At 38.5% G+C, this 22,209-nt stretch carries 19 protein-coding genes and 1 riboswitch; of the genes, 1 reads left to right on the plus strand and 18 read right to left on the minus strand.

The features are described 5' to 3' along the window. Nucleotides 1-9: 9 nt before the first annotated feature. From priA to MKY02_RS16880, 5 genes are all read right to left on the minus strand, one after another. Nucleotides 10-2,418, minus strand: a complete 2,409-nt coding sequence (gene priA / locus MKY02_RS16860; protein ID WP_038183952.1) for a primosomal protein N' — start codon at nt 2,416-2,418, stop codon at nt 10-12. Next, the gene (gene coaBC, locus MKY02_RS16865) at nt 2,415-3,620 is read right to left on the minus strand and encodes a bifunctional phosphopantothenoylcysteine decarboxylase/phosphopantothenate--cysteine ligase CoaBC (protein ID WP_340711562.1); all 1,206 of its coding nucleotides are present in this window, start codon (nt 3,618-3,620) and stop codon (nt 2,415-2,417) included. The genes priA and coaBC overlap by 4 nt, the downstream gene beginning before the upstream one ends. Before the next feature lie 74 nt (nt 3,621-3,694). Then, the gene (gene rpoZ / locus MKY02_RS16870; RefSeq protein ID WP_038183947.1) at nt 3,695-3,919 is read right to left on the minus strand and encodes a DNA-directed RNA polymerase subunit omega; all 225 of its coding nucleotides are present in this window, start codon (nt 3,917-3,919) and stop codon (nt 3,695-3,697) included. Between the two features lie 4 nt (nt 3,920-3,923). Beyond that, nucleotides 3,924-4,541 carry a guanylate kinase gene (gene gmk, locus MKY02_RS16875; protein WP_038183944.1) on the minus strand — a complete coding sequence of 206 codons (618 nt, stop codon included), beginning with the start codon at nt 4,539-4,541 and terminating at the stop codon, nt 3,924-3,926. A 51-nt stretch (nt 4,542-4,592) separates the two neighbouring features. After that, entirely contained in the window at nt 4,593-5,468 is an 876-nt protein-coding gene (locus tag MKY02_RS16880) for a YicC/YloC family endoribonuclease (protein ID WP_038183941.1), read from the minus strand. Nucleotides 5,469-5,688: 220 nt separating this feature from the next. On the opposite strand from MKY02_RS16880, the gene MKY02_RS16885 reads away from it, so the two are divergent. Then, nucleotides 5,689-7,377 carry an Rqc2 family fibronectin-binding protein gene (locus tag MKY02_RS16885; RefSeq protein ID WP_038183938.1) on the plus strand — a complete coding sequence of 563 codons (1,689 nt, stop codon included), beginning with the start codon at nt 5,689-5,691 and terminating at the stop codon, nt 7,375-7,377. Nucleotides 7,378-7,704: 327 nt separating this feature from the next. Here the strand turns inward: MKY02_RS16885 and MKY02_RS16890 are convergent, their stop codons facing one another. The 13 genes from MKY02_RS16890 to lspA form a co-directional block, all read right to left on the minus strand. Then, the gene (locus tag MKY02_RS16890; protein ID WP_051448682.1) at nt 7,705-8,634 is read right to left on the minus strand and encodes a VOC family protein; all 930 of its coding nucleotides are present in this window, start codon (nt 8,632-8,634) and stop codon (nt 7,705-7,707) included. A 108-nt stretch (nt 8,635-8,742) separates the two neighbouring features. Then, nucleotides 8,743-8,852, minus strand: a riboswitch (SAM riboswitch). Between the two features lie 193 nt (nt 8,853-9,045). Next, entirely contained in the window at nt 9,046-9,678 is a 633-nt protein-coding gene (pyrE, locus tag MKY02_RS16895) for an orotate phosphoribosyltransferase (protein WP_038183935.1), read from the minus strand. After that, on the minus strand, nt 9,678-10,388 hold the full coding sequence (gene pyrF, locus MKY02_RS16900; protein WP_038183933.1) for an orotidine-5'-phosphate decarboxylase: 711 nt from the start codon (nt 10,386-10,388) through the stop codon (nt 9,678-9,680). Before pyrF ends, pyrE begins: the two co-directional genes overlap by 1 nt. Continuing rightward, complete coding sequence (locus MKY02_RS16905; RefSeq protein WP_038183930.1) at nt 10,389-11,300, minus strand: dihydroorotate dehydrogenase; 912 nt, start codon at nt 11,298-11,300, stop codon at nt 10,389-10,391. Then, a complete protein-coding gene (locus MKY02_RS16910) occupies nt 11,297-12,073 on the minus strand; it encodes a dihydroorotate dehydrogenase electron transfer subunit (RefSeq protein WP_038183927.1) in 777 nt (258 codons plus the stop codon). Before MKY02_RS16910 ends, MKY02_RS16905 begins: the two co-directional genes overlap by 4 nt. Continuing rightward, complete coding sequence (gene carB, locus MKY02_RS16915; RefSeq protein WP_076065431.1) at nt 12,070-15,267, minus strand: carbamoyl-phosphate synthase large subunit; 3,198 nt, start codon at nt 15,265-15,267, stop codon at nt 12,070-12,072. Before carB ends, MKY02_RS16910 begins: the two co-directional genes overlap by 4 nt. Beyond that, the gene (locus MKY02_RS16920) at nt 15,260-16,360 is read right to left on the minus strand and encodes a carbamoyl phosphate synthase small subunit (protein WP_038183921.1); all 1,101 of its coding nucleotides are present in this window, start codon (nt 16,358-16,360) and stop codon (nt 15,260-15,262) included. The genes carB and MKY02_RS16920 overlap by 8 nt, the downstream gene beginning before the upstream one ends. Then, a complete protein-coding gene (locus tag MKY02_RS16925) occupies nt 16,357-17,634 on the minus strand; it encodes a dihydroorotase (protein WP_038183918.1) in 1,278 nt (425 codons plus the stop codon). The genes MKY02_RS16920 and MKY02_RS16925 overlap by 4 nt, the downstream gene beginning before the upstream one ends. Nucleotide 17,635: 1 nt before the next feature. Further along, the gene (locus MKY02_RS16930) at nt 17,636-18,514 is read right to left on the minus strand and encodes an aspartate carbamoyltransferase catalytic subunit (protein ID WP_038183914.1); all 879 of its coding nucleotides are present in this window, start codon (nt 18,512-18,514) and stop codon (nt 17,636-17,638) included. Between the two features lie 160 nt (nt 18,515-18,674). Further along, nucleotides 18,675-19,970 (minus strand): uracil-xanthine permease family protein, encoded by a 1,296-nt coding sequence (locus MKY02_RS16935; RefSeq protein ID WP_038183911.1) that lies wholly within the window; start codon nt 19,968-19,970, stop codon nt 18,675-18,677. Nucleotides 19,971-20,000: 30 nt separating this feature from the next. Continuing rightward, the gene (pyrR, locus tag MKY02_RS16940) at nt 20,001-20,540 is read right to left on the minus strand and encodes a bifunctional pyr operon transcriptional regulator/uracil phosphoribosyltransferase PyrR (protein WP_038183909.1); all 540 of its coding nucleotides are present in this window, start codon (nt 20,538-20,540) and stop codon (nt 20,001-20,003) included. Nucleotides 20,541-20,750: 210 nt separating this feature from the next. Next, nucleotides 20,751-21,665 (minus strand): RluA family pseudouridine synthase, encoded by a 915-nt coding sequence (locus MKY02_RS16945; RefSeq protein WP_038183906.1) that lies wholly within the window; start codon nt 21,663-21,665, stop codon nt 20,751-20,753. Beyond that, the gene (lspA, locus tag MKY02_RS16950) at nt 21,662-22,141 is read right to left on the minus strand and encodes a signal peptidase II (protein WP_038183904.1); all 480 of its coding nucleotides are present in this window, start codon (nt 22,139-22,141) and stop codon (nt 21,662-21,664) included. The genes MKY02_RS16945 and lspA overlap by 4 nt, the downstream gene beginning before the upstream one ends. Nucleotides 22,142-22,209: the final 68 nt, after the last annotated feature.

Below are 22,209 nucleotides of genomic sequence, written 5' to 3' on the forward strand. Positions count from 1 at the left end.
CGATTATATCTAAATGGATGAAGGGTCTAAATCAACTGTTAATTGAATACCTTTTTTCACCCAGTCTGTTCGATACATGCGAATTAATTGTTGTAAAGTAGCCGTTAAATTAGGCTCTTTTTTATATTTTATCAAACATTGATAGCGATATCTATTTTGCACACGACTAATTGACGCTGCTGTCGGACCGATAATACCAACATTTTGTGATAGTTGCATACGTAACCAATCCACTGCCTTACCTGCATATTCTGCTGCCATCAGTACATCTTCATGCGTAACTTGAATAAGTACGACAAAATAATACGGTGGATAGGCGAAACGCTGTCTCATTTGCATTTCCTGCATATAAAACGGCTCATAATCTTGTTCTTTTGAAAGTTCGATTGCATAGTGCTCCGGTGTATAAGTTTGGATAAATACTTCACCAGGTTTATCGTGACGTCCGGCACGTCCACTTACTTGGGTAAGTAATTGAAATGTTCGCTCCGCAGCTCTAAAGTCCGGTAAATTTAATGACGTATCAGCGCTCAGAACACCAACCAACGTAATGTTAGGGAAATCAAGCCCTTTCGCAATCATCTGTGTTCCTAGTAAAATATCTGCTTCTCCGCGACCAAAGGCATCTAAGATACGTTCATGAGAACCTTTTTGTCTCGTTGTATCAACATCCATACGAAGTACTCTTGCTTCAGGAAAGAACTTATATATTTCACTTTCAACCTTTTGCGTCCCTGTACCGAAAAATCTAATATGTTCACTTTGACATTCAGGGCACTCATGCGGGACTTGTTCTTCATAGCCACAATAGTGGCATTTCAGTTTTTCTTGAGAGCGGTGATAGGTCATAGAAATATCACAGTTTTTACATTGCACAACCGTACCACAATCTCTGCATAACACAAATGAAGAAAAGCCTCTACGATTAAGGAATAATACCATTTGCTCTTTTTTTTCAAGTCGAATACGAATTGCTTCTGCTAACTCCTCAGAGAACATCGAACGATTCCCGTTTTTCAATTGTTCACGCATATCGATAATTTCAACTGTTGGCAGGGATTGCTGCATTGCACGTTTTTTTAATGTCAATAATGTATATACGTGTTTCTTTGCTCTAGCAAAAGATTCCAAAGAGGGAGTTGCACTACCTAATATGACAGGACATTGATGAAATTCACTACGCCAAATAGCTACTTCCCGTGCATGATAACGCGGTGAGTCCTCTTGCTTATAAGTCGACTCATGCTCTTCATCCAATATGAATAACCCTACATTTGTGAAAGGAGCAAAGACAGCTGATCGAGCGCCTACTACAACCTTTACTTCCCCTCTTTGAATCTTTCGCCATTCATCATATTTTTCGCCTTTCGATAAACCACTATGAAGAACAGCAACTAGTTCTCCAAAACGTGAACGAAAACGCTCCGACATTTGAGGTGTTAAAGAAATTTCAGGGACGAGTACTATTGCTTCTTTTCCTTTTTCAAGAGTACTTTGAATAGCCTGTAAATACACTTCCGTTTTCCCACTCCCTGTAATGCCATGCAGTAAAAACGTTGTCGGTAGTTTATTTTTCATCGCTGTTAATATTTGCTGTAATGCTACTTCTTGTTCATCAGTCAGTGCAAGCGGCTTCGTCTTCACTGCATTTTTAGTAAATGGGTCTCGGTATACTTCTTCTTGAATATACTTGGCAGCCCCTTTTTCAATTAGCGCATTAAGAACAGCAGTTGTAATATTTAAGGTTTGACAAAGTTCTTCTGGTGTAAAAACTTCACCTTTATGATCCACCATCCATTCAGCGACCATAACTTGTTTTTTCGCTCTTTTTGGAATATCAGCAGCAATTTGCTGTAACTTCACTTCATCATCCAAAATTTCCAACTTTCGGACAGCCTTTACTTGACCTTGTTGTTTGACGACTGTTTTTATTTGAACTGTTCCTTGTTCAATACTGTATTTCAATGATTTTAGAAATCCAGCAACTTCTACTTTTTTATATGGAATTGATGATTTATTGCCAAAAAGATTTTGCAATTCAGCTGGCAGGTCAGCTAGTGGGCCTGAGAGATGAATGGTTTTTTCGTATTTCGCCCGTAAAGCAGAGGGTAGCATCACTTGTAATGCATCAATTTCAAAGCATAAAGTATGCCTTGTCATCCACTGGGCAAGCTGTAGCATTTCACCTGTTAAGACAGGTTCAATATCGAGTAACTGTGATAGTGGTTTTAGTTTACCTTGTGGAACATCCGTTTCTTCCTTTAAAGCAGTGATGAAACCAAGCACATTACGAGGGCCGAATGGTACTTTCACACGACATCCGGCTTCTACAAGTGCTTGCCATTCTTCTGGAACAGCGTAGTCAAACGGTCGATCCACTGGATAAGCCGCTACGTCTACGATGACTTGCGCAATCACGTTAAACTTTCTTCCCTTGCTAAAATGGTTTTGAATAACTCAAGTGCCAATTCTTTTTTAGGAAGATGAACGAATGTTTTTTCGAAATCATTAAGCCCAACGAGTGTAACCGTATTTGTATCAGTGCCGAAGCCTGCTCCATCTTGCGTTACATCATTAGCAACAATATAATTTGCATTTTTCTTTTCTAACTTACCTTTTGCATACTTTAATACATCATTGGTTTCTGCTGCAAAACCAATTAGTAATTGATCTTTTTTTCGTTCCCCTAATGTCAGTAAAATATCGGTGGTGCGTTCTAATTCAATAATCGCATCACCTGGTTGCTTTTTCATTTTTTGCAAATGCGCCGTTTTTGGACGATAATCCGCTACCGCAGCTGTTTTTACAACAATATTGGCGTCATCATATTCAGCTAACATAGCTTGAAGCATGTCCTCAGCACTTTCCACATGAACAACCCGTACACCCGCTGGAGGCTCAATTGCAACCGAACCTGATACAAGTACAGTTTCTGCACCTAATTTATGTGCTGCAGCAGCCATAGCATAGCCCATTTTCCCAGTTGAGAAATTGGTTAAATAACGTACGGGATCAATTCTTTCACGCGTTGGTCCTGCAGAAATAACAACTTTCTTACCTTTTAAAAGTCCGTTTTTTGGTTCGAAAAACTGGGCAGCTAATGCTGTAATCTTCTCTGGTTCTTCTAAACGACCTTTACCTACATATCCGCAAGCTAAAAAGCCCTCTGATGGTTCAATAAATTCATAGCCATCCTCAGCTAATTGGGCAATATTTCGTCTAACTGCAAGATTATCATACATATGAACATTCATTGCAGGTGCAATCCACACTTTTGCAGTTGTTGCTAATAATGTAGTTGTTACCATATCATCTGCAATGCCGTTTGCAAGTTTACCAATTACATTTGCAGTTGCCGGAGCTACGATGATTAAATCCGCCCAATCTGCTAAATCGATATGTGCAATAACACTTGAATCTTTTTCATCAAAAGTGTCTGTATAAACATCATTTTTAGACATTACTTGAAAGCTTAAAGGTGTTACAAAACGTGTTGCAGATTCAGTCATCATTACTTTCACATGTGCACCAGCTTGAGATAATTTACTCACCAATGCTACTGCTTTGTAGACGGCGATTCCGCCTGAAACACAAAGTAAAATGTTTTTATTTGCAAGCATTTTTTTCTTCCTTTCAAAACGACAAGCTCCCAAAGAAATGTTAATTTCCTCGGGAGCCTCACGTTGTCATGTCATTAAACTTCGTCTTCGTAAATAGCTGATTCGTCTTGGGCTACTTGACTTAAAACGCCAGCAGAAACTTCTTCAAGTGCTTTCCCTACATTCTTATGTGATTTATAAGATGAAAGCCTATAGTCACTACCTTCTTGCATTGCACGTGCTCTTTTTGAAGCAAGGCTAACTAATGAATATTTTGAATCGATTTTTTGTTTTAATACGTCAACAGATGGGTATAACATCTAATTATTCTCCTCTCAGCATAGCTAAGTATTGTTTTTCTACTCTTTCACGTCGACAATGTTCCGCAACTACGATTGCATTGACACGATCACAAGCTAATTGTACTTCATCGTTCTCAACGACATAATCGTACAAATTCATCATTTCTAATTCTTGGTTTGCAGCAGCAATACGCGTTGCAATAACATCTTCTGTTTCAGTACCACGCCCAACTAATCGTTGCTGTAATGCTGAAATGCTAGGTGGCGCAAGGAAGATGAATAAACCATCTGGAACCTTGTCACGAATTTGAGCTGCACCTTGTACTTCAATTTCTAAAAATACATCACGTCCAGCATCTAATGTTTTGTTTACATATTCTAGAGGTGTGCCGTAATAGTTTCCTACATACTTCGCATATTCAAGGAGTTGTCCTTGTTCGATTAAACTTTCGAATTCCTCTGTTGATTTAAAGAAGTAATCAACACCATCAACTTCGCCTTCACGTGGTAGACGTGTAGTCATGGAAATAGAATACTCATAATTAGTATCTGGTTGTGAAAAAAGTGCTTTTCGTACAGTACCTTTTCCGACACCTGAAGGGCCAGATAGGACAATTAATAATCCACGTTCTCTTCTCATGCTTTCTCCCTCATCATTACAATATATTAATAGTACATTTAGTAAACACAATTATTCAATATTTTGAACTTGTTCTCGCATTTTCTCAAGAATAGTTTTTGCTTGGACAACAGCAGCTGAAGCTTCAACAGATTGGTTTTTAGAGCCAATTGTATTAATTTCACGATGAATCTCTTGTAATAAGAAATCGAGTTTTCGTCCGATAGAAACGTTTTCTTGAAGCGTTTCATCAAGTTGGACAAAATGACTTGATAAACGGTCTAATTCCTCAGCAATATCTGCTTTTTCAGCAAAAATTGCAACCTCCGCTAATAATCGTTCTTCTAACGCGCTAATGTCTGCAAGCTCTGCAATTCTTGTAACGAGCTTATCGCGATACTTTTGTACGGCTTGATCGGCCACTTTACGAATTAACTCTATTTGCTCTGCTAAATCCGTTTTGAAACCTACTACCGCCTCTTGCAATTCCTGACCTTCTCTTTCGCGCATTTGGATCAGTGCACTTGCAGCTTGTTGTACAGCTTGATCTACAGCTGTTAAAATTTCTTCTTTTGATGTCTCTTGCACTTTGACAGTTAATGCTTGCTCTAAACTCAAAAGTTCTGTCATCGACCACTTCTCGTCGAGCAATATCTGTTTTTGCAATTCTTCTCTTGCTTCTTTATAAGCATTGACTAGAGGCCAATTCACTTGTACAACTTGCTGTTGCTGTGACAATTCTTTCACATGTACGGAAACATCTAACTTACCTCTTGAAACTAATGAGGAAAGCATTTTTTTTGTATGAACTTCTGCTTCCATCCACTCTTTCGGAAAACGTGTCGTAACTTCTAAAAAACGATGATTTACCGATCGAATTTCTACAGTAAGCCGAAATTGTTCCGTTGTTGTGACACCCCTGCCAAATCCAGTCATACTACGCACCAAGGTCAGTCACATCCTTCTTTGCATACTGATTTTTAATTATAACATATGAATACAAGTTTTGCCTTGCAGATTTGCTAGAAGTTCACTTAATAGAATAAAAAAATGATTAATATCGATACTCATTAGTCACGAAGAACTGCATTTTACAAATCCTACACTTACCTATATAAACGAAAAAAATGTTAAGATAGAACAAAACGTTTTGAAAGAGGAATCACTTATGGCTTATGATGGTTTATTTACAATCGCAATGGCGAAAGAGCTACAACAGTTAGTAACAGGCCGAATCGCGAAAGTGCATCAACCGAACACCCAAGAAATTATTTTACATATACGTGCCAATGGTGGAAATCACAAATTATTATTTTCAATCCACCCTTCCTATGCACGTGTTCATATCACAGAACAAACAATTGAAAACCCGCCAGAACCACCTATGTTTTGCTCGTTGCTTCGTAAACATATTGAAGGTGGATTTATTGAATCAATACAACAACAAGGTGCTGACCGCGTCCTCATCTTGAAAATTGCTAGTAAAAATGAAATTGGTGACCCAATCACGAGGGAATTGCACGCGGAAATCATGGGGCGTCATAGCAATTTAATTTTAGTCGACAAAGAAACAGACAAAATCGTAGATAGCTTAAAGCATCTACCACCTGCTATGAATAGTTACCGTACTGTTTTGCCTGGCCAACCTTTTATCGCACCACCAGAACAAGATAAGGAAGACCCTAAAACAGTAAGTAGGGAATCAATACAACTATTCTTTGCTGAAGAAAAAAACACTCAAGAAATAGTACAGAATTTTACAGGCTTTTCTCCCTTACATGCTACTGAATTGTTATACAGAAGTGAAGCTACAGGGCAACCAATTGCTGACCTCTTCTCTTTATTTATTGAAGAATTTAAAATTGGAGGGAATTCACCAACCTACGCTGAAGTAAAAGGGAAAACATATTTTTCACCAGTGAAATTAACACATCTAGAAGGTGAGCATACAAGCTACTCAAACCTTAGCAGTCTACTGGATCGCGTATTCTTTGCAAGAGCTGAGAGAGACCGCGTTAAACAACAAGCTGGTGATTTAGAACGCTGGTTACAAAATGAAATTAGCAAACTTAAATTAAAGTTAAAAAAACTCCAAAAGGATTTGGATCGAGCAAACAATTTAGACCAATTCCAATTATTCGGTGAGTTATTAATGGCCAACTTGTACGCATTTGAAAAAGGGCAAAAGGAAGTTACTGTTGTTAATTATTATAGTGGGGACAGTGAAGAAATCACGATCCCTATTAGCGAACGGAAAACACCTGTTGAAAATGCACAGAGCTACTATACTAAGTACAACAAGGCGAAAAACGCACTTATCATGGTGCAAGAGCAACTCAATAAAACGCAAGGAGATTTAGCCTACTTTGAAATGCTATCGCAACAAGTACAACAAGCTGCTCCAGCTGATATAGAAGAAATTCGTGAAGAGTTAGCTGAACAAGGCTACTTGAAATTACGTGCTTCAAAACGACGTAAAAAACCAACTAAACCAACTCCAGAAAAATTCAAATCTTCCACTGGTATTGACATTTCAGTTGGCAAAAACAATAAACAAAATGATTATTTAACATTTAAAATCGCACGTAAATCTGAAATTTGGTTGCATACAAAGGATATCCCAGGATCACATGTCGTTATTCACTCTTCTGAACCAGATGAACAAACTTTACTAGAAGCGGCAACTTTATCAGCCTATTTCAGTAAAGCACGTGAATCGTCGTCCGTACCTGTCGATTACACAGAGGTACGTCAAGTAAAAAAACCAAATGGTTCTAAACCTGGTTTTGTTATTTACTTCGAGCAAAAGACATTGTATGTAACACCCGATGAAGAATTAATCATGAAATTAAAATAATAAGATTTAAGAACACTTAAAAGGAGTCGCACATTTTTCAAACGCGACTCCTTTTACTATTTACTGCACTGCCTTAATCACTTCTCCATTGTACCAAATCCTATTTTCACATTATCTAATTTAGCTTTTTCAATCGTTGTTTTTACTTATATTTGGATCATTATAAATAACTTTCTATATAAAGGTAGGACTTTGCTACAAGCATTTGGGCATGCGATAAATTTTCTACTAAGTCTAATCATACTTCAATAATTTTAGTAGTGATGTTAAAAAATACAACAACTAAATTTCATTTTGTTACCTTTTATAACGATTCGATTTTTTGTTTTATGCAATTTCAAAAACCATACGATTTCCACTTGGATCTTCTACAACAAACTCATCCCCTAAATCTTGAATTTGTATTTGTTGTTTAATATAATTTTTTGCTGTCTCATAACTTTCTGTTGTTGGTAATTTAAAACGTACTTCTTTCAATCCTGATTCATTTTCAGCTGCCTTTTGAAGTCCTTCACCCGACCATACATTTCCCGCAAGATGGTGATGATAGCCCCCTACTGAAATAAAAAATGCTGTATCAATAATCATCTGTTTTTCAAAACCTAATTTATTTATATAGAAATCTACGGATTCCTCTATATTTGCTATTCGCAAATGAACATGACCAATTATTGTTTCAGCTGGTAATTTCCCATCTGTTTCAAAATCAGCTAATGGAGCTAACTCTTTGAAATTAAGAGGATTACTTCCACCAGGATACTTATCCCAATCTTCACGATGACGATCCGCATATATTTCTATACCATTTCCTTCAATATCATATATATAAAACGCCTCACTATAACCGTGATCACTCGCACTATCTAACCTAGCAATTGGAATATAGCGTTCAAAGTGCGGGAAACGTGAAGATTGCTCTATCGGACTATCTATCGTTTCCTTATTACGTAGAATTTCGAAAAATTTCGTTGCAAACGCTTCTCTACTTGGTAATAAAAAAGCTGTATGGAATAAACCCGTACTTTTAGCGGGTTGTAATTTTTCCGCGGTTTTTTCTAATTCAAAAATAACGTTGTTACTGCCTTTACCACCAAATTTAGCATGTTGTGTACTTTTTTCTAAAACGACAAGACCAACTACATTTTCGTAAAATGCAATTTGACGTTCCAAATCTTTTACTTTTAAAATGACACTTCCAACTTGTGTTGCAGCATCCAATACAAATTTACCTTGTTTCCCATCAATTCTTTGTACCATCTTTATAACCTCTCTCTTTGTTATTTACCAATTATGGAATAAACGACTTCTATTAAAAAACTCTCTTTCTACATCTTCTAGAAAGAGAGTTGAGGGGGGCTAATTCAACTCTTATCTCTCATAATTGCACGCAATCATGTTGAAGTTAGCTCCTTCCTAAAAATTAGGTGTTGCTGAAACTTAAGTGGGCCATTTCCTTCAGTTTCTCAAGTAAAGAAATCCACTTAATATCCCTAGTTAACTTATTGGTTTAATTGATTTTAAAACAATTTCCATAATTAAGCAACATATATACAATTATTTTCTTCATTTAAAATGATTCTTTATAAAGTAGCATTTTGCACAATAAAAAAACTAGCAAGAGATAATTTCTTTTCTCTTGCTAGTTTAAAAGCACCTATATTTGTATTATTATTTTAAGTTCCCGGCTTTTAAATCAGCATGCCATTGTAGTAAACCTGGAATGTCTGATTCATTAATAGCACCTGATTCTTTTGCTGCTTCAACTAATGCTTCAAAGTTTGATAGGCAATAGTAAGGAACACCCACTTCCGCAAAAGCCTGTTCAGCACGTGGTAATTTATATGAATATACTGAAACGACACCAAGTACTTCAGCGCCTTCACGACGAAGTGCTTCTACTGCTGTAATGCTAGAACCACCTGTCGAAATAATATCTTCTACTACAACTACTTTTTGACCTTCAGAAAGCTTTCCTTCTGTTTGGTTACCACGACCATGGTCTTTTGGTTTTGAACGTACATATACCATAGGTAAGTCTAAAATGTCGCTTACCCATGCTGCATGTGGTATTCCCGCTGTTGCTGTACCAGCTACTACATCTGTTTCCGGGAAATTTTCTTTAATAAGCGCTGCAAGGCCGTTTGCGATTGTTGTACGTACTTTTGGAAAAGAAATTGTTAAACGTGTATCACAGTAGATTGGTGATTTAATACCTGATGCCCAAGTAAATGGATCATTCGGACTTAGCTCTACTGCTCCTACTTCTAACATACCTTGTGCTACTTCTTTTTGAATTGTCATTATTGTTGTCCTCCCCATAATTGCTGTACAGCATGGTACGCTTCAACTGGATTTTCTGCTTGTGTAATAGCACGACCTACAACGATTTGCGTCGAGCCTTCTTCGCGTGCAAAATCAGGTGTAGCAACGCGTTTTTGATCATGTGCAACACCACCAACCATACGTATACCTGGTGTTACTTTTAGGAAGCTTTCTCCACATACTTCGCTGATTGCTTTTGCTTCAAGTACAGAGCAGACAACACCATCTAAACCAGCTGATTGTGCAAGTTTGGCATAATGCATTACTGATTGATCTAAAGATAAATTGATTTGTTGCTCGTTTTGCATTTCCTCTTCAGTCGTCGAGGTTAACTGAGTTACTGCAATTAAAACTGGTCGCTTATTACCTTCCTCAGTTCCCTCTTTTAATCCTTCAAGAGCAGCCGCCATCATATTTGAACCGCCTGCAGCATGGACATTGACTAGGTCCACACCAAGTTTTGCTAAGCCCTTCATCGCTGATTTCACCGTATTTGGAATATCATGCAGTTTTAAATCTAAAAAAATGTCGTGACCTTGTGCTTTAATTTTGCGTATAATGTCTGGCCCTGCTTGTAAATAAAGCTCAAGACCCACCTTCACAAATAGTGGCTCATTGAACTGAGAAAGAAATGTCATTACTTTCTGTTCATCTGGAAAATCTAACGCGATAATAGGCTTATTATTCATTTAGCGGTGGCTCCTTCCAATTACATCTGTTAATTTGTTATAACCTAATTCATCTAGCTTTTGTGGTAATGCTTCTATAATATTTGGGCAGACGAATGGATCCACAAAGTTTGCAGTACCTACTGCTACAGCACTTGCCCCTACAGATAGGAAGTCGATAACATCCTCTGCAGTTGCAACTCCTCCCATTCCAATGATCGGAATATTAACGTTTCTGCTTACTTCATGGACCATACGAATTGCTACCGGTTTAACAGCTGGACCTGATAACCCTCCAGTACCGTTAGCAATAATCGGTTTTCCTGTTCTCGGATGCAAACGCATACCGATTAATGTATTAATCATCGTAATACCGTCTGCTCCGCCTGCTTCTACAGCTTTTGCGATTTCAGAAATATTCGTTACATTTGGTGATAATTTTACATATACAGGTACATCTGATACCGCTTTTACTGCTGCCGTTAAGTCACTTGCTGATTTCGGATCTGTACCGAATTGAATACCACCACATTTAACATTTGGACATGAAATATTCAACTCTAATGCATGTACATTTGGTGCTTTTGAAATAGCCTCTGCTACTGCTACATAATCGGCAGTTTCTGTTCCAGCCACATTAGCAATAATCGGCACATCATATTTTTCTAACCATGGAAGTTCATGTGATAAAACATGCTCTAAACCTGGATTTTGTAAGCCAATGGCATTTAACATACCCGCCGCTGTTTCAGCAACACGTGGCGTTGGGTTACCTGAGCGTGTTTCTAATGTTGTAGCTTTTATCATTATTGCACCTAGCTTTGATAGATCATAAAGCTGTGCATATTCTTGTCCAAATCCGAAGCAGCCCGAAGCTGGGATAATTGGATTTTTTAATGATAAGCCTGGTAATTCGACTTGTAATCTATTCATAGCTTCACAACTCCTCTTGGGAAGACTGGACCGTCAGAACAGATCTTCAAGTATTCTTTTTCTGTTGCATCTGTTGTATTACATACGCAAGCATAGCAAGCTCCGATGCCGCAGCCCATACGTTCTTCAAAGGAAAGGAATCCTTTTTTATCAGGATAAGTTTGCTCTAATGCCCCTAGCATCGGAGTTGGTCCACAGCTATAAAAAACATCAAATTTAGGTGCTGTTTCTTTTAATAAGTCTGTGACAAATCCTTTTGTTCCTTGACTACCATCTACTGTTACGATGTATGTGTCGTCTAAATTAGAAAATTCCTTTTCGTAAAAGACGTTGTTTTCAGATTGGAATCCTAATACGTGAATCGTACGTACTCCCTTTGCATGCAATTCTTTTGATAGCTGATACAAAGGAGGAACTCCAATACCACCACCAACTAATAGTGCTGTTTGCCCTGGTTCTACTTCTTCTACAGGGAAACCGTGTCCTAGCGGGCCAAGTACATCCACTTCTTCACCTGGTCGTTTTGCCGATAAGATTGTAGTACCACGACCTTCTGCTCGGTAAATCATTGTGAACTGCAATAGTTCATGATCAATTGATGCGATGCTAATCGGTCTTCTTAGTAAAGGTTCAAATGTATCCGTTACACGTACATGGACGAATTGACCCGGTTGTTTCATATCTAGGACAAGCTGACCTGTTAAAGTCAGCTCAAAAATATCCTCAGCAATTTGCTGTTGGCGTACAACTTGCATACGTTCTTGGTGAATCATCCTCGCACCTCCTGCTTAGGCATTTCTTCAGCTGTAAAGGTCATAGATTCGATTACTCGAAGCATCGCCTCTGCAGTATCAAGAGATGTTAAGCATGGAACCCCATTTTCTACTGATTCACGGCGGATACGGAAACCGTCACGTGCAGGTTGTTTTCCTTTTGTTAGTGTATTGACGATTAATTGAGCACCGCCATTTTGGATAACGTCTAGTAAAGTAGGACCATTTGATCCGATTTTATCAACAACACTCGCTTTTATACCTGCTTCTTCAATTGCTTTTGCAGTACCTGGTGTTGCTAAAATACTATAGCCGATATTCGTAAAGCGTCTAGCTAAAGCAATTGCTTCGTCTTTATCTTTGTCCGCTACTGTCATTAAGACTGAACCGTGATCCTTAATATCCATTCCAGCTGCTACTAGACCTTTATATAGCGCTTTTTCTAGTGTACTATCTTTCCCCATTACTTCACCTGTTGATTTCATTTCAGGTCCTAATGTAATGTCAACCCGACGCAATTTAGCAAAGCTGAATACTGGTACTTTCACGTAAACACCTTTTTGAATCGGTGCCAAACCAGTTTGGTAACCTTGTTCCACAATTGATTGACCCAGTATCGCTTTTGTTGCAATATTCGCCATCGGTAAGTTCGTAATTTTACTTAAGAACGGTACTGTGCGTGATGCACGTGGGTTTACTTCGATAACATATACTTCGTCATCAGAAATTACATACTGGATGTTCATTAAACCTTTGATTTCCAAACCTTTGGCTAAACGAGTTGTATAGTCTGTTAATGTATCAATATGTTTTTGAGACAGTTGTTGAGGTGGATATACTGCAATCGAGTCACCTGAGTGAACACCTGCACGTTCGATATGCTCCATAATACCTGGGATCAAGACGTTTTCGCCGTCACAAATCGCATCTACTTCAATTTCTGTACCAGTTAAGTATCTATCAACTAATACTGGGTGCTCTGGGCTAGCTTCAACCGCATGCTCCATGTAATACTGTAGTTCTTCTTCGTTATAAACGATTTCCATTGCGCGTCCACCTAGTACATATGATGGTCTCACTAAAACTGGGAATCCGATTCTCTTAGCAATAACAATCGCTTCTTCTGCAGAAGTAGCCGTTTTCCCCATCGGTTGTGGGATACCGATTTCGTGTAGTGCTTCCTCGAAACGGTCGCGTGATTCAGCACGGTCAATTGCATCTAGTGATGTTCCTAAAATTTTCACGCCTCTTGCTTCCAATTTATCTGCTAGGTTAATAGCTGTTTGGCCACCAAATTGTACGACAACACCTTTTGGTTGTTCAAGATCAATGATGTGCATAACATCTTCGATTGTTAATGGCTCGAAGTAAAGCTTATCAGAGATTGAGAAGTCAGTTGAAACTGTTTCTGGGTTTGAGTTAATAATGATTGCCTCGTACCCTGCTTCTTTAATCGCCCAAACAGAGTGTACTGTTGCGTAGTCAAATTCTACCCCTTGTCCGATACGAATTGGACCTGATCCAAGCACGATTACAGATTCACGATCTGACTTGATTGATTCATTTTCATCTTCGTATGTACCGTAGAAGTATGGTGTTTCTGATTCAAATTCAGCAGCACATGTATCTACCATTTTGTAAACTGGTACGATGCCATTTTCTTTACGGAAGTCATAAATCGCTGACTCTGTTGTATTCCAAAGTTTCGCAACGGTTTCATCTGCAAAACCAATACGTTTCGCTTGGCGCAATACGGCTTTGTCATGCGGATTATCTTTTAATACAGTTTCATAATCAACAATGTTTTTAAATTTATTTAAGAAGAATAGATCGATTTGGCTCCATTCATGGATTGTTTCGATAGTCACACCTCGACGCAACGCTTCTCCCAGGAAGAATAGACGCTCATCTCCTGCTTTACGGATACGTTTTTCAATCCATTGATCTGACAGCTCTTCAGGATTTTTCATTTCAATATGTTTATGGCCAGTTTCAAGTGAACGAACTGCTTTTAGCATAGCTTCCTCGAAATTACGGCCGATTGCCATTACTTCACCAGTTGCTTTCATTTGAGTACCTAAGTTACGTTTTGCATTTTCGAATTTATCGAAAGGCCAGCGTGGAATTTTCGCCACAACATAGTCTAGTGCTGGTTCGAAGCAAGCATAAGTTTTGCCCGTAACAGGGTTCATCATTTCATCTAATGTTAAACCGACTGCGATTTTCGCTGCAAGCTTCGCAATTGGGTAACCAGTTGCTTTTGAAGCAAGTGCTGATGAACGTGATACACGTGGATTCACTTCAATAATGTAGTAGTTGAAGCTGTGTGGATCAAGGGCAAGTTGAACGTTACAACCACCTTCGATTTTAAGTGCACGAATGATTTTAAGCGATACATTACGTAGCATGTGATACTCACGGTCTGATAAAGTTTGAGATGGTGCAACTACAATTGAATCTCCTGTATGAATCCCAACTGGATCCACATTTTCCATGTTACAAACTACGATTGCATTGTCTTTAGAGTCACGCATTACTTCATATTCTATTTCTTTGAAACCTGCGATTGATTTTTCTAGTAAACATTGTGTTACCGGGCTATATTTTAGACCAGATGTCACGATTTCGTTTAAATCTTGATCGTTATAACAAATACCACCGCCAGTTCCGCCAAGCGTGAATGCAGGACGAACGATAACTGGATAACCAATTTTTCCAACAAAAGCATGTGCTTCTTCTAAGTTGTGAATAATGTCTGATTCTGGTACTGGAACCCCTAATTCATACATTAAGTTACGGAACAAATCTCGGTCCTCTGCTTTATTGATGGCATCAAGTTTTGTACCAAGGATTTCAATGTTTAGTTCATCTAAAATACCTGATTCATGTAATTCAATAGCCATGTTTAAACCCGTTTGACCACCTAAAGTTGGTAGGACTGCATCTGGGCGTTCTTTACGGATTATACGTGATACAAACTCCAATGTAATTGGTTCGATGTACACTTTATCTGCAATTTGAGTATCCGTCATAATTGTTGCTGGGTTTGAGTTAATTAAAATGACGCGGTAGCCCTCTTCTTTTAATGATAGACATGCTTGTGTTCCGGCATAGTCGAATTCTGCAGCTTGTCCGATTACGATTGGGCCTGAGCCGATTACTAAAATGGTTTTGATATCTTGACGTTTAGGCATGGTGTTGCTCCTTTCTAGTATCTACATTCATTAACTCGATAAATTCATCAAATAAGTGGTTTGAATCTTCTGGTCCTGGTGATGCTTCTGGGTGATATTGTACTGTGAATACTGGGTATTTTTTATGTTTTAAACCTTCGATTGTTCCGTCATTTAATGCAAGGTGAGTAACTTCTAAACTAGTTCCTTCTAGTGAAGCTGGGTCGATTGCATAGCCATGGTTTTGAGAAGTTAGTTCAGTACGTCCAGTTTTTAGTTCTTTTACTGGATGATTAGCACCACGGTGCCCAAATTTAAGTTTGAATGAATCTGCGCCACAAGCTAGTGCGAAAAGTTGATGTCCTAAGCAAATACCGAACATTGGCACTTTTCCGATTAGATTTTTAATTGTTTCAATTGCTACTGGCACATCTTTTGGATCTCCAGGTCCATTTGATAACATTATACCGTCTGGATATAAAGCTAAAATTTCTTCTGCTGGCATATTGTATGGTACTACAACGACGTCACAGTCACGTTTGTTTAACTCGCGCAAAATACCATGCTTCATACCGAAGTCCATTAATACAACTTTTTTACCTCGACCCGGGCTTGGATATGGTGTTTTGGTAGAAACTTGCTCTACTTGGTTTGTTGGGAATGTAGTTGATTTTAATTTTGCTACAACCTCTTCAACAACTACTTCTTCTCCTGCTGCTGTTAAAGTAGCTTTAATCGAACCCATTTCGCGAATCAAACGAGTTAACTTTCTTGTATCAATCCCTTCAATACCAGGGATTTTTTTCATTTTGAAGAATTCATCTAATGTTGTGTCACAACGGAAATTTGATGGTGTTTGTGCTAATTCGCGTACAACGAATCCTTTTATTGCAGGGTCAATTGTTTCAAAATCGTCACGATTAATACCATAGTTACCGATTAATGGATATGTCATTGTCACAATTTGTCCTGCAAATGATGGGTCAGACAATGTTTCTTGATAGCCTGTCATTCCTGTTGTAAATACAACTTCTCCGTCTGATGCTAAGTCACTACCGAAGGCTTGTCCTTCAAATACGATACCATTTTCTAAAATTAACTTTCTGTTTGTCATTGTGCTTCCTCCCATACGATGTTACCTTCAAAGATTGTCATAACTGGCCAGCCTTTTGCTGTCCATCCATTGAATGGTGTGTTTCTACCTTTTGATACGAAACCTTCAGCATCAATTGTTTGTTCTTTATTTAGATCAAGTAAGATCAAATCTGCCGATACCCCAACTTCGATTTTGCCATATGGTAAGTTGAATAACTCAGCTGGTTTTGCAGCCATCCAATCGATTAATTGTTTTAATGTCCATTTACCTGTTTCAACAAATTTTGTATACAGTAGTGGGAACGCTGTTTCAAAACCGACAATGCCGAATGGTGCACCTACCATACCACAGCATTTTTCTTCAACTGTGTGTGGTGCGTGGTCTGTTGCGATACAGTCAATGGTGCCATCAAGTAATGCTTCGTGTAATGCTTGTAAGTCATCATTCGCACGTAAAGGTGGATTCATTTTCCAGTTTGCATCATCTGATGGAATGTCCATTTCTTCTAATAGAAGGTGGTGCGGACAAACCTCTGCAGTAACTTTAATGCCGGCTGCTTTTGCATCACGTACTACGCGTACCGATTCTTTTGTTGATACGTGACATACATGGTAATGTGCACCTGCTGCTTCAGCTAGTAAAACGTCACGGGCGATTTGCACTGATTCACAAACAGATGGTATCCCCGGTAAACCTAGCTCATGATTGCGAGTGCCTTCGTGCATCACGCCATCGTAAATCAATGAATTATCTTCGCAGTGCGCAACGACCGTCATGCCAATTTTCGCTGCATCTTTCATTTGCTCAAACATAGTTGCTGCTTCTTGTACACCAACACCATCATCAGAGAATGCAACTGCACCATGTGCTTTTAAATCTGTTAAGTTTGTGCGTTTGTCGCCAGATTGTGCGACTGTTAAAGACCCATAAGGTAAAACGCGAATGACTGCACTATCTTCAATCAAACTATTTATGTAGTCAAGATTTTCAATTGAATCTGGTACTGGCTTAGTGTTAGGCATTGCACAAATTGTTGTGAAGCCACCTTTAGCTGCAGAAGCTGTACCAGTTGCAATCGTTTCTTTATGTTCGAAACCTGGCTCACGAAGATGAGTATGTACATCTACAAATCCTGGGGCTACTACAAGACCTTTACCGTCGATTACTTCAGTAGCCTCAGCCGAGATTGAAGCACCGATTTCTTTAATGTTTCCACCATCTATCAGGATGTCTGTTGATTGAAACTTGCCTTGTTCATTTAACATTTGAACATTTTTCAGTAATTTTGTCATATTAGCCTCGCCCCTTTAAAATATGTTCTAATATTGCCATGCGGATGAATAGTCCGTTTCGCATTTGAGAGAAGATTCTTGAACGCTCACATTCTACTAATGATGAATCAATTTCTACACCACGGTTAATCGGTGCCGGATGCATGATAATTGCTTTATCTTTCATCATTTTTTCACGTTCCTCAGTTAAGCCATATCTTTCTCTGTAAGATTCAACTGTGAATCCATCATATGCTGCTTCACGTTCATGTTGTACACGAAGTAGCATAATGACATCACTCTTTTCGATTAGTTGATCCCAATCTTGATGCGCCTCATACTCACCTTGCCACTCTGGTGGACAAACAAAGTTGACGTTTGCTCCTAAAGTAGTAAGTGCTGTTGCATCTGATTTTGCAACACGACTATGAGAAACATCACCTGCAATTGTAACATTGACCCCTTCAAATTTCCCGAACTCTTTGAATATTGTGTATAAATCTAGTAAAGATTGAGAAGGATGCTGCCCGGCACCATCACCTGCATTGATAATTGATACGTCCAAACCTTCTAAAAGCTCTTCGTAGTATGCATCTTGTTTATGACGAATAACGACTGCATCGATACCACTTTGTTGAATCGTTTTTACTGTGTCGTACAATGTTTCACCCTTTAGCACGCTTGAGAATCCTGCATCGAATGGAATCACTGTAGCACCTATTTTTCTTTCAGCTGATTCAAATGATGTTTTTGTTCTTGTACTTGGCTCAAAAAATAGGTTTGCGATAAAGTATTCTTTCTCTAGTTGTGGTTTCGCACCTGATTCAAATTCCGCAGCGCGTTTTAATATCAGCATAATTTCTTCTTTTGATACTTCATCCATTGACAGTAAGTTTTTCATCATGAGCCTCCTAGTTTATAAATAAAGCCTCCCTAGATTAGTAGGGAGGCTGAGGAAGGATATGACAGGATAAGCATAGCGCTTTTGCACTTGCTTTCGAATCTATATAACCCTTCTTTGCCTCTCTGGGCAATCTGTTAAAAGGTACAGTATTTATATGTTATTCATCCAAATCAGCGACGTCTTTATCGCGACCTGGTAGTACTAAGTTTAAAATGACACCGACGATGGCTGCTAAGGCCATACCTTCAATTGCAAATGTGTCAGAAACTTGCGGTATTTTCAACGTTGCGCCACCGATTCCAAAGATCAGGATAACTGATGCAATGACTAGATTACGTTTATCATCGAAGTCAACTTTATTTTCAACTAGCATTCGTAGACCACTAGATGCGATGATTCCGAATAATAGAATAGACACACCGCCCAACACTGAAGTTGGAATTGTTTCGATAACTGCCATCGCTTTTGAAAAGAATGCCATCACTATCGCTAAAATTGCTGCGCCACCGATAACATATACACTATATACTCTTGTTAATACTAGGACACCGATATTTTCACCGTAAGTTGTTTTCGGTGGTCCACCGATGAAAGCGCTCATTAGTGTTCCTAAACCATCACCTAATAGTGAACGATGTAAACCTGGCTCTTTAATGTAGTTTCGATTCACAACTTTACCCAATACTAATTGGTGGCCAATATGTTCTGAAATTGTGACAATCACGATTGGTACCATCGCTAGAAGCAATGTGCTTGTCACCTTGAATTCATAATCTATTCCTGGTATTAAAAAGTCAGGAAGTGCGAACCATTTCGCTTGTCCAATTGCAGTATAGTCAACAATACCGATTGCTGCTGAGTATATATATCCTACAACTAAACCAATTAAAATTGGCATTGTGCTAATGATATTTTTGAAGAAGATTGTACAAATAATGGCTGCAGCTAACGTAACTAGTGCTGCAGAGAAGTCTGGGAAACTATATATCTTCCCACCATTACCATCTGAAATATTCATCGCCATATCAACTGCGACTGTTGCAAGTCCAAGACCGATAACCATAATAACCGGCGCTACAACGATTGGCGGTAGTAATTTCATAATCCATTTATAACCCGTTTTCCAAATGAGTAGTGAGACTAAGCCGTAAGTTAAACCGACGAACATTGATCCAATCATCGCACTTCCAACACCACCCGAGTGAGAAACAAAGATAATTGGTGTGATAAAAGCGAATGAAGATCCTAAGTAAGCTGGGACTTGAAATCTTGTTACTAATAAGAATATCAGTGTTGCGATACCGCTTGTTAAAAGAGCCATCGCTGGGCTCAAGCCAGTAAGTTTAGGTACTAATATTGTTGAGCCGAACATCGCAAACATATGTTGAGCACTAAGGGTAATAAGTTGGAGTGCTTTTGGTTTTTCATCTATATCTAATACTGTGTTTGCCATATCCTTTTATCCTCACATTCTTTACCTTGCTTATTCGTGAATTGTGACGCAATCCGTAGCATCAACTTCAACCATGTTAACTACGATTCTTTCATTTCCTGATGTCGGAATGTTCTTCCCTACATAATCAGCACGAATAGGTAGTTCTCTATGACCACGATCGACTAATACGGCTAGCTGGATTTGAGAAGGTCTTCCTAAGTCCATGACCGCATCCATCGCTGATCTTACTGTTCGTCCTGTGTATAGTACATCATCTACAAGAATGATTTTTTGCTCTGATACGTTGTCCGTAATATCAACTTGCTGTACTAGTGGCTCTTCGTTGTCTGTTTTTGTTGATAAATCATCACGATATAGTGTGATATCAAGTTCTCCGGTACGGATTTCCTTACCTTCAATTCTATTGATTTTTTGCGCTAACCTTCTTGCTAAATAAGCGCCTCTCGTTTTAATACCGACTAAAATGCACTCATCAATTCCTTCATTACGTTCAATAATTTCATGAGCGATTCGAGTCAATGCTCGATTCATAGCTGGTTCATCAAGTAATACTGCCTTCATTGTCATTATTTTTCCTCCTTTCGTTATGGGCATAAAAAAACCTCTTGAGCAATGAGCCCAAGAGGATATAGGTGTACTTAAGATATGTCGAAAAAAACTTGCATCACAAGGATTTTCCACATTTCACGCATACCTTCTCAGCCTCTCTGGACTGTCTTTAAAGGTGAATATTTTGTTTTTCACTACGACAAGTATATTACGCTAGGACTTAAAATGTCAATAGTTACTTTTCAATTCTTTTAATAACTCTTCATAATCAGCTGGTAATGGCGCCTCAAATTCTAAATATTCACCAGTTGAAGGATGAATAAAGCCTAATACACCGGCGTGTAGAACTTGTCCACCAAAGTCGAGTGTTTTTCTCGGCCCGTATTTTGGATCACCGGCTAATGGATAACCAATATAGTTCATATGGACACGGATTTGATGTGTACGTCCTGTTTCTAGTCTACATTGTACAAGAGTGTAATCCACTCCTAAACGGTCGATTACAGTAAAATGCGTAATCGCATGCTTTCCATTATCAACAACACCCATTTTTTGACGATCGCGTGAATCACGACCTATCGGAGCATCAATTGTTCCTTTATCGTGCGGAATATGACCGTGAACAAGCGCCGTATAACGACGAGTTACTGTCTTATCTACAAGTTGCTGTACTAATGATTCATGTGCTTTATCATTTTTGGCAACCATTAATAAACCAGAAGTATCTTTATCAATACGATGTACGATTCCAGGACGCGCTACACCATTAATGCCTGATAAATCTTGGCAATGATACATTAGACCATTTACAAGAGTACCAGTTGCATGACCTGGTGCTGGGTGTACAACCATGCCTTTTGGCTTGTTAACTACAATAACGTCGCTATCTTCATAGACGATTTCTAAATTTAAATCTTCTGCAACGATTTCAAGTGGTTCTGTTTCTGGTGGGGTTACTGAAATAACGTCCCCTTCTTTGACTTTATATTTTGTTTTAACAGGCTCATCATTTACCATAACGATTCCATCTTTTAACCAAGTTTGAATTTGAGAACGAGACCAGTCTTGTTGCATTGCTGCAAATGCTTTATCAATACGCTCACCATTCAATTCTTGCATTACTGTATAACTTACTGCTGTCATTGTTTCACCTTTTTCTGATTGAGTTTCTCTTCAAAGAGCATATAAATAATTAACATCACAACACCAATTGTTAGCGCTGCATCTGCAATATTAAAAATCGGGAAATCATAATTAATAACTGGGATTAGTACATTTACAAAATCCACTACTTCACCGCGAAATACACGATCAATAAAATTACCAATCGCTCCACCTAATAAGAACATAAGGCTCACTTGAAATAATGGCTTTCCTTTTGCTTCTTTATGAAAATAATAAAGAATACCGATTATTACAGCTACCGTAACAATTGCAAATAACCAAAATTGTCCCTGCAACATTCCCCATGCTGCTCCGCGATTACGATGCGAAAGAAGTCCAAAATAAGGATCCCATAGCATAATACTTTCACCAAGTTGCATGTTTTTAACGATACTCCATTTTGTTAGTTGATCGATAATTACTACAAAAGCTGCTAGCCCATAATATTTATACACCGCAATATCCTCCGTTTACTCTATATCTTAACCATTTTAACATAACAGAGCTATGAATGAAAAAAACT

Source organism: Viridibacillus sp. FSL R5-0888 (assembly GCF_038009105.1).
Taxonomy (GTDB): Bacteria; Bacillota; Bacilli; order Bacillales_A; family Planococcaceae; genus Viridibacillus; species Viridibacillus arenosi.